The sequence below is a fragment of the Pirellulales bacterium genome (assembly GCA_036267355.1).
In the GTDB taxonomy this organism is placed as follows: domain Bacteria; phylum Planctomycetota; class Planctomycetia; order Pirellulales; family DATAWG01; genus DATAWG01.
This window is the reverse complement of record DATAWG010000070.1, coordinates 1-15,109: the sequence shown is the minus strand read 5'-3', so window position 1 is coordinate 15,109 and position 15,109 is coordinate 1. Positions and strand designations below refer to the sequence as shown.

The window sequence follows — 15,109 nt, the reverse complement described above, 5'->3', positions numbered from 1 at the left end:
GCGAGACATGGCCCGCGAATGGTGGCAAAACATCGACCACCACGAATCGCGGAAAGAGGCGCCCGTCGCGGCAGGATGAGGCTACAGGCTGAAGGCTAATGCCGCAAAGTGTGGCTCGATGATGAATTTCGAATGAAGGCGGTCAACGTAGCAGGCACACTCCGTGTGCCGTCTGCGCTTCGCGGCGGGTTGGGCACAGAGCGGGGCAGACGGCACACGGAGTGTGCCTGCTACGTTGGATGCGGCCTGCGACCGCGTGCTACGCCGCTTCGATTTCGAAGATCGTTTTGATTTCGACGGCAATGTTTCCCGGCAATGCCACGGCGCCGATCGCGCTGCGGTCGCCAATTTGGCTTTGTCGAGCCCGAAGGCGGTCAACGTAGCAGGCACACTCCGTGTGCCGTCTGCGCTCCGCGGCGGGTTGGGCACAGAGCGGGGCAGACGGCACACGGAGTGTGCCTGCTACGTTGGGTGCGGCCGGCCGCGTGCTAGGTCGCGGGTGTTTTCCGGCGGAAACAGGCAATCCGCCGGGTTTGGTTTGGGATTTACTGGCTTGGCGTGTAAAATGGTGTCTTTGAAACGGCGGCCGATTGTCGATCTTCGGCGGCCGTGATCTTAACTTGGGCAAGAGCACCTTTGGGCGGCTTGATCCTATGGCGTTCGTCACTCTGCGGATTCTGGACGGAGCCGATCGAGGCCGCGCGTTCGAGGACCTTCCCACGCCGGTCACGATCGGCCGCGAGGAAGGCAATTCGATCCAGTTGAACGACGAGCGGGTCAGCCGCTTCCATCTGAAGATTCAGGAAGACCATGATAAAGTCGTGTTGACGGATCTCGAAAGCACCAATGGCACGAAGGTCAACGGCGAGGAAGTGCAGTTGCGAATCCTGCGCTATGGCGATTTGATTGCCGTCGGGCGCTCGATCTTGCTGTTTGGCTCCCGAGAGCAGATCGCGGCCAGGATGGCACGGCTCAGCGGCAGCCAGACACGCGAGCCATCGACGCGTGGCGTGGAAGACCATGCCGTGTTGGCCAGCGAAGAATTGGCCGAATCGTTCGACAGCGGCTCGAACAGCGATTATCAGATTCAAGAAACGATGAACGCGCTTGAGCCCCCGCAGTTGCCCGAGCATCTCAGCCCGGCGCAGGCGGCGCAGGTGTGCGAGATTTTCGGCTATTTTCACCATCGGATACGCGACCTTTTGGAAGCGGCCAAAATCAAGAGTCCGAAAGACCGGGTGACGGTCGACTTCCAGCAGTGGCAGAATCTGGTCGATATTCAATCGCGTTTGGCCGATTTTCTGCGTAGCATTGGCGACCCTCCCGACAACGATCCGTGAAGCGCGGCGGCAATGCGATGGCGGCGGCATTCGCAAGCGCGGCGCAACGACCGGCGAACTTGGTTCGCGTTGTCAAACTCGGTGGCAGTTTGCTGAATTTGCCGGATTGGGCGGCCCGATTTCGGCGCTGGCTTGCCGAGCAACCACCCGCCGTGAATATCCTGATTGTCGGCGGCGGGCGATTGGCCGACGCAATTCGTGACCGCGATCGGGAGGTCGGCCTCGATCCATCGACGGCCCATTGGTTGGCGATCGATGCCATGAGTTCCAACATGGCGGCTGTGCGACGGCAATTGCCGGAGGCGCTCCCGGTCGATCGTTGCGAAGATTTGCAAGCGGCGTTTGCCGAGCGGCGTTTGGTGGCATTTGGTCCGCGCGACTTTCTTCGCCGCATCGAGCCGCAGGCCGGCGGATCGCGGTTGCCACACAGTTGGGACGCGACGAGCGATTCCATTGCCGCTCGGCTGGCTGATGTTCTCGGGGCGGGGGAATTGGTGCTGCTCAAGTCCGCTCCACCTCCGCCGCAAGCGGCGACGTTGCAACAAATCGCCGACGCGGGATATGTCGATCGCGGCTTTCCGGTGTTTGCAAGCGGAATCGCATTGGTTCGGTTTGACGATCTGGGCTGCGAAAAATGCCACGAGCGGCCGACTTCGTGAGACGATTGCCGCGCGCCGCGAGCGTCCTGTCGCGTTCGCGAGACGGCGCGGCAGACGAGCGAAAACAGCCGATGGCGCGATACGTAGCCAGGCCGCGGGTGTGCGGGAGTGTTACGTGGCTCAAATCAAGTCGGTCCACGGCCGCGTCGATTTGCCGCACGAAGCGATTTTCCGGAATCCGACCGCCGATCTCCTGCCGAAGCGGATGATCCTTTTTCCACGTCGGATCGGCGAACGACACCTTGCCCGACAGTTTCTGGCGAACAATTCTCAGCCGCTTGTCGGACGTGCTTCGATACGCGATCATGCTCAATGGCCCAGCGCGAAAAGCTTTCCGTCTCTCGAGGCGCGTTCCTTTCAATGCCCCCATTCACTGTCACCGACGAATTGGTTCGCCGCTTTCAGGAAGATGGTTTCTTTCTTGTGCGTGGTCTATTCGATCCAGGCGAAATCGAACTGCTGCGAAAAATCGCGCGATCGCGACACGCGCGGGTCGAACAGGCCGCCAGCCGCCGCGACGGGCAAGGCGGGGCGATCAAGCTGGCGGTCCAAAACGAATTGGGCGACGACATCGAAAGCGCGCTGGTCCGCTGCCGGCGGATCGTCGACACCATGGAGCGGCTGCTCGGCGGGGAAGTGTACCACTACCATCACAAGATAATCCTCAAAGAGGCATTCACCGGCGGGGCTTGGGAATGGCACCAGGATTACGGCTATTGGTATCACAACGGCTGCCTGTTTCCCGACTTGGCGAGCTGCATGATCGCCATCGATCGGGCGACCAAGGAAAACGGCTGCTTGCAAGTGCTCAAAGGTTCGCATCGCATGGGGCGCATCGACCATGGCAAAGTGGGCGACCAAACCGGGGCCAATCTGGAACGCGTTGCCGCTGCGATGGAACGGATGGAATTGGTTCACTGCGAAATGGAAGCCGGCTCGGCAATTTTTTTTCACGCCAACCTGTTGCACTGCTCGGCGCAAAACCGCAGCCCCGATCCGCGCTGGGCCTTGATCTGCTGCTACAACACGGCCCGCAACGATCCGTATCAGGAATCGCGCCATCCGCGCTATTCGCCGCTCGAAAAATGGGACGACGCGAAAATCCTCGAAATCGGGCGGCGAGAGCTGGAGACGCTGTGAGTCCGTAGGCACAACTGCGCTTTGCACCAAACGGCGCACACGTGCAAAACGTCGGCGATCTTTTTCACAACGGCTGACGGCACACGGAGTGTGCCTGCTACATGGGAAGGCGACGCATCGATGACCGTTCGCATCGGCCTGCTCGGCAGCGGATTTCTCAGCACGTTTTACTTGCAGGGCTTGCAGAACGTCGCCGGTTGGGAAATACCGGTCGTCGCGTCGCCGTCGATCGAGCATGCCCGGGCATTTGCGAGCCAGTGGAAGATCCCCGAGGCCACGGCAGACGTGAACGGTACGATCGGCCGCGCGGATCTCGATCTCATGCTTGTCGCGGCGCCGAATTATGCGCACAAGGATCTGGTCGTGCGCTGCGCGCGGGCCGGCAAGCACGTTGTGTGCACCAAGCCGTTGGGCCGCAATCGGCACGAAGCCCGCGAGATGCTCGAGGCCGTTCGGGCGGCCGGCGTGTTGCACGGCTACGGCGAAACCGAGGTGTTCAGCCCGTCGGTGATGAAGGCCCGCGAGTTTGTCGAGCGCGGCGGGATCGGCAAGGTGCTCACCGTGCGGTCGCGCGAAGCGCATGCGGGGCCGCATTCCGATTGGTTCTGGAAGAAAGAACTCAGCGGTGGCGGCGCGATGCTCGACATGGGCTGCCACACGATCGAAGCGGCCCGGTATTTGATCGGCAAGGAAGTGCCGATCGTCGAGGTGTTCGCGTGGACCGGCCGGCTGCTCCATCACGAGCGAACCGACGCTGAAGACAACGCCGTGCTGCTGATGCGGTTCGAAGGGGGCCAGTTGGGGCAGGCCGAATTGAGTTGGACAGCCCGCGGCGGGCTCGACTTGCGCAACGAAGTCTATGGCAGCGAAGGCGCGATCTTCACCGACGTGACGCGGGAGACGCCGATCAAAGTGTTTTCCCGCTCGGGCGTGGGCTACACGGTTGAAAAGGCCGAATCGGAGACTGGCTGGCTTTTTCCGCCGGTGGACGAAGCGTGGACGTACGGCTACCGCGAGGAAATGCGGCACTTCATCGAATGCGTCGTCGATGGCCGCCCTCCGCGCGAAACCTTCGCCGACGGCTACATCGTCAATTGCGTTCTCGATGCAGCCTACCGCTCGGCGGAATCAAAACGCTGGGAGAGGATAGAGTAGGGTTAGGGGTTAGGGTTAGGGGTTCGAGACGCGGAAGCGTGCCCGACGCCACTTCAAAAGTCAGAAACCTCCATGTCCGTTCCCATTCGTGCCAGCACACACCTCCTAGCCCGTCGCCCTCGCCCTCGCCCTCACCCTCACCCTCACGCTATTCCCCATGCTTCTGCAACACGATTTGCAAATCCGCGTTCGCTATCAGGAGACCGATGCCATGGGCCGGCTCCATCATGCCAACTACGCGACGTATTTCGAACTCGGCCGAACCGAATTGTTGCGTGCCGCCGGCTATAGCTACAAGCAAGTCGAAGAGCTCGGGCTGTATCTGGTCGTCTCCGAGATTTCCTGCAAATATCTGCGGCCGGCCAGCTACGACGACCTGCTGACGCTGCGCACCACCACGCTCTCGGCGCGCGGGGCGCGGATCGAGCATGAATATCATCTCTACCGCGGCACGGAACTGCTGGCCACGGGACGCAGCAAGATTGCATGCGTCGATCGCGAGGGGAATGTGAGGCGATTGCCCGATTGGCTGCAACGGCCGGCGTGAGCGCGGTGGGCAGTTCCTGGTCGGAAAGCCGGAGATGAGCCCGTGCGCTGCAGGTAACAAGTAGTTGCCATCTCCATTTAGTGGCGGATTGGACGGCCGGTTTAGCCCGGATTATTCGTAGTGCCAGGAATTCGCGACATGCCGCGGGATAGTAGCCCGAAGCGTTAGCGAGGGTTTGCCACGGTGGCTCCCTCGCTTACGCTTCGGGCTAGTGTGGCGCGATGAGTAATCCGGTTTATTCGGTGCTAGCGCGGCGGGCTCCGGACGATTGCTGAATGGCGCGGCCGCCGAGGGCGCCGGAAAAGTTTATCCATCCTTCCGTGGTTGTCGCCCAGACGCACGGAAGGGGTCGGTTTATGCCATGTGAGCCGATTTTTCGGGCCTTTCCGATTGAGTTAACTGGCCGCTTAATCCGATGAATCCGGTGGTAAGGGATATTCGCAGCGAATGTGCGAGGGGGTAAATCGCCCGCTGCCGAACCGTCCTATCCGACGACGCTTTGCCGACGCCACTTCCCGCTGGCGGCGGTCCTATCGATCGCGTCGCAGCATTCGCCCGGACACGGAGACGACCCATGAAGGTTTCGCAGTTGGCCATGGCGGCAGCCATGTTGGCCCTTTTCACCGTTGGCGCGCAGGCCCAAGGGCCCGGCAGCTATCCGCCCGGCAACCAGGGTTATGGCGGCCAGGGCTATGCGGCGCAAAACTATGCGACGCAAGTTTACGGACAGCAAGGCTACGCGATGCAGGGCAACCCGGGAATGCAAGGCTATCCGATGATGCAAGGCGGCTATCCCGCCATGCAAGGCTACCCGGCGGGCCAAGCGCAATATGGCCAAATGCAAATGGATCCCGCTCAGGCACAACTCTACGGCCCCGGTCCCGGCGAGCAAGGCGGCCCGCTGCCAATGGGGGGCGGACCCGGCTGCGATCAATGTGGCGGCGGATGCGCCCCGCCCGCGCAATGCTTCAACGATCAACTGACGCACTGGGCCTATTTCGACGCCGAAGTGTTTTATGCCCGGCGCACGATGGGCCTCGTCTCACAGCCGGTGATCGAAACCACCACCGGCACCGTGCTGCAAAACACGACCAGCTCGCCCGAGTTCAAATACGAACCGGGGGTGAAGATGACCGCCGGCTATATGTTTCCCCAAGCGTTCGCCTTGGAAACCACGTTCGAGGGGCAAAACTATTGGACCAGCCGCTCGGGAGCGACCGGCGCCGCCGATCTGACGATCCCCGGGGCGCTGGGCACCGTGCTGACCGATTTGGGCAGTGCCGCGGGCGGCACCAGCGCGATCACGACCAGCTACACCAGCCGTTTCGACAGCACGGAATTCAACTTCGTTCGCCCGTATGCCAACATCCAATTTCTAGCCGGCGTCCGCTATATCGAAGTCAACGACAAATACGACATCAACGGCGCTTCGAGCGCGGTATCCGCGAGCGACTACACCATCAATTCGCACAACCACCTGTTGGGCCCGCAACTCGGTGTTCGCGGCCAATGGCAGATCAGCCGATTGCAATTCGACATCGAATCCAAGGCCGGTGTGTTCGCGAACTCCGCGGCCCAGCACCAGACCGTCAACGATGCCGACAACACGGTGACTCTCGTTTCGGCGGGGAGCTCGAACACCGAACTGTCGTTCGCCGGTGAAGTGTCGGCCTACATGACCTACCCGGTGTTTTCGTTCCTCACGGCAAAACTCGGCTATACGGGCCTGTGGATCAGCGACTTGGCCCTGGCGCCTAATCAAGTCGATTTCACGAACACGGCCGCGACCGGAACCGCGCTCAACGCCCACGAAAGCGTGATCATCCACGGCTTCAACGCTGGCGTGGAGGCAAGATGGTAGGAAAGGCTGAAGGCTACAGACTGAAGGCTTGAGCGACAAAGAACGGCAGTGCGGCTTGAAGCTGTAAGGGCGCGTAGCCCCCGCTTGCTTCGTACCCAAAGGCTGTAGCCTTAAGCCTCAAGCCTATATTCCAAACTGCCGCAGCACCAGGTCGAACACATCGGTGTCGGCCATCGGGGGGCCTTCGAGCACTCCGCGCTGCGAGGTCAGCAACACTCCCTGTTGCCATGCTTCACGCACCGGAGCGCCGTGCGAACCGCGCACGCGCGTCGCATCGAGGGGAATGCTCTTCGTGGCCGGGTCGAAATGCAATTCGACCGGATCGTAGCCCGGCTTGCGGTGGATATCGACGGTGCGCGCGAAGGGCGGGGCCCGCCGGTCGTCGAGCCACCAATAGTACGCCTGCCAACTGTTCGCCGCCGACACGAGCACAATCTGCCCCGACCGTTCGTGGTTCAGTTCGTATCGGGCCAGGTCTTCACCCAGCAGCACCTCGGCAATCCCTTCGCGCCCGGTGAACAGTTTTCTGACGCGTTCGATACTCTCTGCGCCCCCTTGGATATAGACATGCGACAGTTGATGATCGACCATTGCCCAGGCCGTGCTGCCGGGGATGTCGAGATATTCGCCGTCGGGCTGCTCCTTCACCGCGAGCAATCCCGCCTCGCGCAGCACGCGATTCGGATAAGTGACATGATCCACCGGCCAAATCGTGTATTCGCTGGCCACGAGCCAGAGCGGCTCTTCCTTCCGATCCGAGCCGGAATAGATTTCCTGAAACGCGGCAAATAGCCGGCCGAGCACCTCGTCGAGATCCACGAGGGCTTGCGATGCCGCGGGACTATCGGGCCCCGATTTCTGCGCGGCGTAGTCGAGATGCGGCAGATAGATGTAGAAAAAATTTGGCCGTTCGCGGCGGGCCAGGTGAATCGCCGAATCGACGATCCAAGCGGTCGAGCGGATATTGGCCAGCGGTCCCCAGAAATGCTGCAGCGGAAAATGGCCCAGCGCGTCGCGCAATTCGCCATACATCTCGGTCGGCTGCGTGTAGCACCACAGCGATTCGCTGCCGTCGGGATTGTGGATCGGCGCGGGGGTGCAAATCCAATCGGCCCCGGCCCCCTTGGCCAACAGCGGGAACCATACGGCGGAGCGCAGCTCCGAGTCGTGTTGATGCAGGATGTCCCAAATCTGGGGCGAGAGAATAGCGTCGTTCCATGCCGTCCACATCTCGACTTCATGCCGCTCGGGCCAATAAAAACCGTTGGCCACGACGCCATGTTGCGCCGGCATTTTGCCGGTTGTCATGTTCGCCTGCACCGGACAAGTGAGGCAGGGAAAACTCGGCGAGAGCGCGGCCCGATCCCCCTCCGCCACGAGCCGGCTGAGATTCGGCATCGCCGCAAGATCTGTTGCCCGCAGCCCCGGCACGCTCAACAACACGACATGATCGGCCATCCGCAAATTCCCCTATGAGCTTGGAATGAACGGTGACTGGCTCCGAACCCGGCCGCAGAAGCCCGAAAAACGGTTTCCGCGGGGCGCCCATCCCCATTCTTTCGCATCCGAGGACCGCACATCAACGCGCCAGCCGCTCGAGTTCGTCGGCGTGGTCGACTTCGTCGGAGAGGATGTCTTCGAGCTTGATTACCAAGCCTTTTTCGCCGAGCGCTTCGGCCAGCTCGATATGGCGGCGGTAGTTTTCGGCGATCGCCCGTTCGGCAGCGACATCTTCTTGGAGCATATCCTTGGCCGATTTATGCTTCTTCGGCGGCCGGGGATTGATGTTCGGCTCGCCGCCAAGCGCGGCGATTTTGTCGGCCAAAAACGAAGCGTGCACAAGCTCGCCGGCCAAATCCGCCTTGGCCATCTCGCGCAGCTCGTGCCCCAACAGGCCCGTCGCGCTGGCCGCGTGGTATACGTAGCGCAAGATCGCTTCCAATTCCAGATTGAGATCTTCGTTCAAGCCATCGATCAGCGCCTGCTTGTCGGCCATGACTCTTTCCTCCGGGAACGTGTTCGGGCAATGCGTTGCCGCGCGTTGGCACGGCGAAAGTGCAGGCCGAAATCGTATCACCAGGGAAGCGCGTTAGCCAGCCCCGGCGCGCGGAGACCGACGGAGTGCGACGGAGACGAAGCAGGCGAAGCAGACCAAGCAGGCGAAGCAGCTCACGCGGAGACGTGGGAAGCGCGGAGGAAAGAAGAAGAAGAAAGAGGAACGGACGCAATACGAGCGATTTGTGAACCGACCTGCAATCGTGCGACCGATTGCGACTCCGCAATTCTTCCTCCGCTCGTTCTCCTCCGCATTCCCCGCGCCTCCGCGTGAGCTGCTTCGTCTTAGCGCGGCGCGCGGTCGAGCAACGCCAGGCCGGTTTGCGAGGGGCCGGCTTCTTGAAGCGTTTCCAAGACTTCCGATTGGCTTACCACGTCGCGCAGCACAAACGGCTCGTTCGGATGGTCGGCGGGAAAAATCGCCAACACCGGAATCGACTTGCTATGCAGCGCCTTGAGCATTCGCTCGATGTCGGGCGATGGATTGCTCCAATCGGCCAGCAGCGGCACGACGCCGTTTGCCTGCACGATCTGCTCGACGCGATGGGTGTTGATCGCCCGGGCCGAATTCAAATGGCAATTCGGGCACCAATTGGCCGTGAAATCCACCATCACGGTTTTTTTCGCCGCGAGCAGTTTTTCAAGCCCTTCCGTCGAATAAGGCTGCCAACCCAACAGGGCCGGCCGGGGAATCAGCACGGTGAAGGCGAACACGCCGATTGCCGCAGCCACCCCCGCGCCGCTGCCCCATGCCACCATTTTGCGGCCGAAATTCGCCGTCAGCGGTGTGCGGCCGATCCACCAGCAGCCGGCCCACAGCCCGAATAGCAGCGTCAGCACCGGCAAAAACAGGTTCTGATCCAAGAGCGACAACAGATACACGACCGTGCCCAACAGCACGAAGCCCATTAACTGCTTGAACGTGTCCATCCAAGCGCCCGGCTTGGGCAAGAATCGCAACAGGGATGGATACGCCCCGAGCAGCAAATACGGCGATGCCATTCCCAGGCCGATCGACGCAAATACCAGATAGGTCAGCAGCGGCGATTGCGTCAGCGTGTAGCTGAACACGGCGCCTAGATAGGGGCCGCTGCACGGTGTGGCCAATACGGTGGTGAGCACGCCCTTGGCGAAGGCGCCCGCCGCTCCTTCCTTCGCCGCCAATTTCGCCGACTTGCCCGAACCCACGAAGCCCGGGATCGGAATCTCCCACACGCCGAGAAAGCTCAGTGCCATCGTAAACACGATGCCGCACATCACGATGTCGAATGTCGTGGATTGGAACTGCTGCCCCCAGGCCCATTGCAGATTCGCCGCCAGCACCGCAAGGACCATGAACACGGTCAAGAGCCCGAGCGAATACCAGATATTGAGCACGAGCGCGCGAGCTCGGTTCCGCCCTCCTTGCTCGACGAACGCCAGAATTTTCAACCCGATGACCGGCAGCACGCAGGGCATCAGATTCAAAATCAATCCGCCGATGAATCCAAGGAAGATCACCGAGACAACGTTGGTCGGCTCGGTGCCCTTGATGCGCGGGTGCAATTGGCCGAACAGCACCGACGACGCCGCGATCTCCGGCGCCGGGTGCGCCGCGTTGCGGGCCGTCGCAAGGCCCAGAGTGCCGGCAGCCAGCTCGGCCGCCTCGGTGTAAGTTGCCGGAGAAAAGGAAAGCGGCGCCGCGTCGACCTGAGCCAACCCGGCCGCCCCGACCATGATCTGGCCTTTGAATCGGGCGGCTTTCGGGAAGTCGCAACTCGTCGCAGTGCAGGTCTGATAGCCGATAATTCCGTCGATCGGGAATGTCCCCGAGGCGTTCTGCGGAACGGCGATATTCACGTTCCAGCGAACCGGCTTGTCGTAAACGCTCTGCCGCCCGGCTTCCGTCGTTTCCTCCAGCGGCTCGCGATCGGGCCGCGCGGAATCCACTATCCAATGTGGGAGCTTTTGTACTGCAATCAGCGTCGGCTTGCCGCTGCCGACCGCTGCGGCGTCGCGAGCGGCCAGCGCATACACGTGCGCTCCGCGGCCAGGCGAAACGACGAGCGAGACACGGATCGTGCTCCCCGGCGCGACCACCGCAGGCTCGATCGAGCCCTGCACGATCGCATCGCTTCCGACCGCCTGATACCGACCCGCCGTCCAGACGGGTTCCGCTGCCGGCCGGGATGTCGCCGGAATCGGGGGCTGTCGCCCGGTGGCCCCTGGCCGAGAAGCCATCGGCCCGGTAGTCACGATCTTCGGCGCTCCGACGACGACCGCCGTAAAATTAAAGTCCTTCGGCTGCAAGCATCCGGTCGAGCAGCGCTGCGCGTACACCGAGCCCGAGATTTTGAATTGCGACAGATCGACACCTTGCCGAAATGTCAGCGGGGCCGTCCACGTGACATGCCCAGTGTGCTCTTCCTGTGGAATGCCCGGGAAGGCATCGTCGATGTGCGACCTGGGCGGCGGATCGGCCGTGAATTTGCCGGCCCTGTATTCGTCGGATCGGTCGAGCTTGATTTGCGTGCGGTTCGGGCCATGTTCGGGCTGCGTGATCGAGTAAGTATGCCAGCCGGGCGGAATATCAACCGCGATCACGAGTTGTGCCGGCCGATCGCCGTTGGGGGGCAAGATGCTGGCATGAACGGCGAGGTCGCCGGCGGAATCGTCGAGTGAATCTCCCAACCCGTCGGCGCGTTGCAAGTTGCCCAGGCCGCCCAGGCCGCCGGATTGGGCCTGAGCCCGATTTGTGCCAAGCCCCGAGGGCCCGCAGCCCCACAAACCGACCGCGAGCAACACGATCGCAAAGCCAAATGCCGTTTGTCGCTTCAAGGTAAATCCCTTCGCACGAGTTCGACCAATCATCGGAGCATTCCCCTTTGTGCCGTCAGGCATTATATAAACGGACCGCGGGCGATGGGAGTTCGCGGCGGCGGAGTCTACCGCGGCAGCCGAACCGAGGCAATGTCGGCAGCGGCGCGGCCGGCGCGGCTTGATTTTGAGTTTCCAGCCAACCGTCCAGGGATTTTGACGGAGCGGCCCCGGCGTTGCGATTCGATCGCGTGGCGGCAATTAGAGCCGCGCGATCAAATGGGTGCCGAGGTTCCACCCATTGTCGGGCGAGGGCATGCCAGCGGGAACCCGAACACCCCGGGTTTCGTCGGTGCGAAAGAATCCGACGACGACCGCGAGCAACCGATGATATGTGCCGGCCAGCAAGTTACAATATGCTTCGTGCCATTCGCCAATATCCGTCGTAGTTCAATAAACCCAGATCAGCATGAAGGACATCTATGAAGTTTCGTTTGCCTTGTTCGCGGGCGTCGTTTCCTCGCAGCGCACCTGCTTTTGCGGTCGTCGGCGCGTCGTTCATCGCACTGTTCGTCGCAGTGTTCATCGCGATCGCCAAGGCCGACGATGCGACGAACGTCACATCGAAGGTCGCGGCTGCCGTGAAGGACAACAAGCTTGCGATTGCCGCCGGCAATGAGACGTTCGGCGACACCGCTCCCGACGTTCCGAAGAAGCTCCATGTCGAATACCGCATTGGCGACCAAAAATTCCACCGCGATGTCAACGAGGGGGGGCGACTCGAAATCGCGGCGCCGGCCGGGAGAAAGCTCGTGATCACCAAGGCTGTCTATGGGCCCGCCGATGGTTCGGCGCCGCAATCGGATGCTGCTGGCGATCCCGCCGCGGTCTTGGAAACGCTTCCCGGCTTTAGCATCCAAACGGTCCTCAAGGCCGATCGGGTCACAAACGGCTCTTGGATCTGCATGACGAAGGACCCGAAGGGGCGCCTTCTCCTGGGCGGCCAGCGCGCCCAGCCGATCACGCGCCTGACGCTCGACAACGGAAAGCTCGTGAAAGAAGAGCGTCTCCACATTCCTGTCACCGAAACGATGGGCATGTTGTTTGTCGGCAACGTGCTCTATCTCGACGGAGCCGGACGCGATGGCAGATTTGGTTTATATCGCTGCCGCGACACCAAGGAAGACGACAGCTACGACGATGTCGAATTGCTTCGCGAGTGGCACGGCGGCGCCGGCGAGCATGGCGCTCACGGCATCGTGCTCGGGCCGGACAAAAAGCTCTATATCGTCTGCGGAAATTTCACCGATCTGCCGGCCGACCTGACGCGGAGCTCGCCGACCCGCAATTATGCCGACGACATCGTCCTCAAGCGCGCGGAAGACGGCAATGGCTTCGGCGCCGGCAAGGTGCCTCCCGGCGGATTCATCGCGCGAATGGATCTGGACGGCAAGAACCCGGAATTATTCTCCGCCGGACTGCGCAACACCTACGACATCGCCTTCAACCCCGACGGCGAACTGTTCGGATTCGACAGCGACATGGAGTGGGACTGGGGCACCCCGTGGTATCGGCCGATCCGCGCCTTTCATTCCGTCCGCGGCGGCGATCAGGGCTTCCGCGAAGGAAGCGCCAAATGGCCTGAATATTATTTCGACAGCTTGCCCGCGACGGCAACCGTCGGAATCGGCAGCCCGACCGGCGTGATCTTCGGCGCGGGAGCAAAGTTTCCGCTGAAGTATCAGAAGGCGTTTTTCATGTGCGACTGGACCTACGGCCGCCTGATTGCGCTGCACCTCACGCCCAGCGGCGCCAGCTATTCCGGCGAGTGGGAAAATTTCGTGGCGCCCAAATCTCTGCATGGCAATAGCCGCAAATCGCCGCTCAATTTGACGGCCGTCGTGATCGGCGACGACGGAGCCCTTTATTTCACCATCGGCGGCCGCGGCACCCAATCGAGTCTGTTCCGTGTCGCCTACACCGGCAAAGAAAATGCCACGCCGCTTCCCGCGAGCGAGCTTCACGACGAGGCCGGCAGCGACGCGCGAAACCTGCGGCACAAGTTGGAGGCGTTCAACGTCAAGGCCGATCCCGCGGCAGTCGATTTCGCGTGGCCCCACTTGAACAGCCCCGACCGCTTCATCCGCTACGCCGCACGGCTGGCGATCGAACGCAATCCCGTCTCCGAATGGCAGGCCAAAGCGCTGGCGGAACAGCAGCCGGAAGCAGCGCTGACGGCGCTGCTGGCGTTGGCTCGATTGGGCGGGAGCGACGCACAACCGGCTCTTTTGAAATCGTTGATCTCCATCCCCTTTGCCGCCCTCACCGAAGAACAACGGCTCGAGAAGCTGCGCGTCATCGAAGTGTCGGTCGCCCGACATGGTGTTCCAACCGGCGAAAGCGCGAAGCTTCTGCTCGCCGATGTCGACCCGCTCTATCCCGCCAAGAACGAGTTCGAAAACCGCGAATTGTGCCAGATCCTGCTGGGCCTGAACGCGCCGAATGCGGTCGCCCGAACCATTGCGCTGCTGAAGGCCGCGCCCACCCAAGAAGAGCAAGTCACCTACGTGATGGACTTGCGCAACATAAAAACCGGCTGGAACGTCGATCTTCGCAGACCTTATCTGTCGTGGTGGAATGGCGCTCGTTCGAGCAAGCATCCTGCGTACGTCGTCAAATGGTTCGAAGACGCGGGCATCCACTACAACAACGGCGCGAGCTTCTCCAATTACATGTCGCATGCTCACGAAGAAGCAAAGTTTTCGATGTCGCCCGACGAAATCGTTGCGCTGAGCGACGTTCTGGCTGCGTATAGCGGGAATCAATCGTACCGCCGACCATCGGGCCCGCCGCGCAAAGTAGTCAAAGCATGGACCACCGCCGATCTACAACCGCTGTTGAACCAAGTCGGCCGGGGCCGCAATTTCTCGCGAGGCAAACAACTTTTCACGGAGGCCCAATGCATCGCCTGCCATCGCTACGGCGATCAAGGCGGAGCAATCGGACCCGATCTGACGGCCGTGGCAACCCGCTTCAAGCGGCAGGACATCTTGGAATCGATCACCGAGCCCTCGAAAGTCGTCTCCGAACAGTACATGAACACCGCGATCCAGACCGCCGACGGCCGGGTTTTCGTCGGCCGGATCGTGAATGAGACCGCCGACAAGATCGTGCTTCGGCCGGATCCGCTGGAAACGGCGACCGTGACGATTCCGAAATCGCAGGTCGAGTCGCGCAAGCTTTCGAAAATTTCGCCGATGCCGGAAGGATTGATCAACACGTTCAATAAAGACGAGATTCTGGATTTGCTCGCCTACCTTGAATCGCTGAACGATCCGTCGCATCCGGACTTCCGGCGCTAGCCGCCCGTTCATTTGCCTGCCGCGATCTTGCCGATCGGCACTGCACACGATCGGCACTGCAAGACACGTTCGAAGGCCTGCTAGTCGGCCGGCTGGTCGGACAGTTGCATGCGCGCGTCGCCCGCGATGCGACCCATGAAGAACAATTCCTCCGGCCGCGATTCGTGCGGTTCGTGGCATCGCGGAAGGCTAGT

The 15,109-nt window shown here is 61.6% G+C and carries 11 protein-coding genes; 7 read left to right on the top strand and 4 right to left on the bottom strand.

Annotation, left to right across the window (positions count from 1 at the left end):
• The first annotated feature begins 653 nt into the window (after positions 1-653).
• From VHX65_10650 to VHX65_10625, 6 genes are all read left to right on the top strand, one after another.
• On the top strand, positions 654-1,340 hold the full coding sequence (locus tag VHX65_10650) for an FHA domain-containing protein (GenBank protein HEX3999000.1): 687 nt from the start codon (positions 654-656) through the stop codon (positions 1,338-1,340).
• Positions 1,341-1,399: 59 nt separating this feature from the next.
• The gene (locus tag VHX65_10645) at positions 1,400-1,999 is read left to right on the top strand and encodes a hypothetical protein (protein ID HEX3998999.1); all 600 of its coding nucleotides are present in this window, start codon (positions 1,400-1,402) and stop codon (positions 1,997-1,999) included.
• A 360-nt stretch (positions 2,000-2,359) separates the two neighbouring features.
• Entirely contained in the window at positions 2,360-3,139 is a 780-nt protein-coding gene (locus VHX65_10640; protein ID HEX3998998.1) for a phytanoyl-CoA dioxygenase family protein, read from the top strand.
• 120 nt (positions 3,140-3,259) lie between these two features.
• Positions 3,260-4,294 (top strand): Gfo/Idh/MocA family oxidoreductase, encoded by a 1,035-nt coding sequence (locus VHX65_10635; GenBank protein HEX3998997.1) that lies wholly within the window; start codon positions 3,260-3,262, stop codon positions 4,292-4,294.
• Positions 4,295-4,451: 157 nt separating this feature from the next.
• Entirely contained in the window at positions 4,452-4,841 is a 390-nt protein-coding gene (locus VHX65_10630) for a thioesterase family protein (protein HEX3998996.1), read from the top strand.
• A 574-nt stretch (positions 4,842-5,415) separates the two neighbouring features.
• Positions 5,416-6,702, top strand: coding sequence for a BBP7 family outer membrane beta-barrel protein (locus tag VHX65_10625; protein HEX3998995.1), 1,287 nt, complete (start codon positions 5,416-5,418; stop codon positions 6,700-6,702).
• A 123-nt stretch (positions 6,703-6,825) separates the two neighbouring features.
• Here VHX65_10625 and VHX65_10620 read toward each other — a convergent pair whose 3' ends face one another.
• From VHX65_10620 to VHX65_10605, 4 genes are all read right to left on the bottom strand, one after another.
• Complete coding sequence (locus VHX65_10620) at positions 6,826-8,160, bottom strand: nucleotide pyrophosphatase/phosphodiesterase family protein (GenBank protein ID HEX3998994.1); 1,335 nt, start codon at positions 8,158-8,160, stop codon at positions 6,826-6,828.
• A gap of 121 nt (positions 8,161-8,281) precedes the next feature.
• Positions 8,282-8,698, bottom strand: a complete 417-nt coding sequence (locus VHX65_10615) for a ferritin-like domain-containing protein (GenBank protein HEX3998993.1) — start codon at positions 8,696-8,698, stop codon at positions 8,282-8,284.
• 344 nt (positions 8,699-9,042) lie between these two features.
• A complete protein-coding gene (locus tag VHX65_10610) occupies positions 9,043-11,607 on the bottom strand; it encodes a cytochrome c biogenesis protein CcdA (protein ID HEX3998992.1) in 2,565 nt (854 codons plus the stop codon).
• Positions 11,608-11,814: 207 nt separating this feature from the next.
• Positions 11,815-11,961 carry a hypothetical protein gene (locus VHX65_10605; GenBank protein ID HEX3998991.1) on the bottom strand — a complete coding sequence of 49 codons (147 nt, stop codon included), beginning with the start codon at positions 11,959-11,961 and terminating at the stop codon, positions 11,815-11,817.
• Between the two features lie 74 nt (positions 11,962-12,035).
• Here VHX65_10605 and VHX65_10600 point away from each other — a divergent pair, with 74 nt between their 5' ends.
• Positions 12,036-14,915, top strand: coding sequence for a c-type cytochrome (locus tag VHX65_10600; protein ID HEX3998990.1), 2,880 nt, complete (start codon positions 12,036-12,038; stop codon positions 14,913-14,915).
• Positions 14,916-15,109: the final 194 nt, after the last annotated feature.

Coding starts and splice junctions, on each gene's coding strand:
- VHX65_10650 (HEX3999000.1), top strand. CDS start 654: ATGGCGTTCGTCACTCTGCGGATTCTGGACGGAGCCGATCGAGGCCGC.
- VHX65_10640 (HEX3998998.1), top strand. CDS start 2,360: ATGCCCCCATTCACTGTCACCGACGAATTGGTTCGCCGCTTTCAGGAA.
- VHX65_10635 (HEX3998997.1), top strand. CDS start 3,260: ATGACCGTTCGCATCGGCCTGCTCGGCAGCGGATTTCTCAGCACGTTT.
- VHX65_10630 (HEX3998996.1), top strand. CDS start 4,452: ATGCTTCTGCAACACGATTTGCAAATCCGCGTTCGCTATCAGGAGACC.
- VHX65_10625 (HEX3998995.1), top strand. CDS start 5,416: ATGAAGGTTTCGCAGTTGGCCATGGCGGCAGCCATGTTGGCCCTTTTC.
- VHX65_10620 (HEX3998994.1), bottom strand. CDS start 8,160: ATGGCCGATCATGTCGTGTTGTTGAGCGTGCCGGGGCTGCGGGCAACA.
- VHX65_10615 (HEX3998993.1), bottom strand. CDS start 8,698: ATGGCCGACAAGCAGGCGCTGATCGATGGCTTGAACGAAGATCTCAAT.
- VHX65_10610 (HEX3998992.1), bottom strand. CDS start 11,607: ATGATTGGTCGAACTCGTGCGAAGGGATTTACCTTGAAGCGACAAACG.
- VHX65_10600 (HEX3998990.1), top strand. CDS start 12,036: ATGAAGTTTCGTTTGCCTTGTTCGCGGGCGTCGTTTCCTCGCAGCGCA.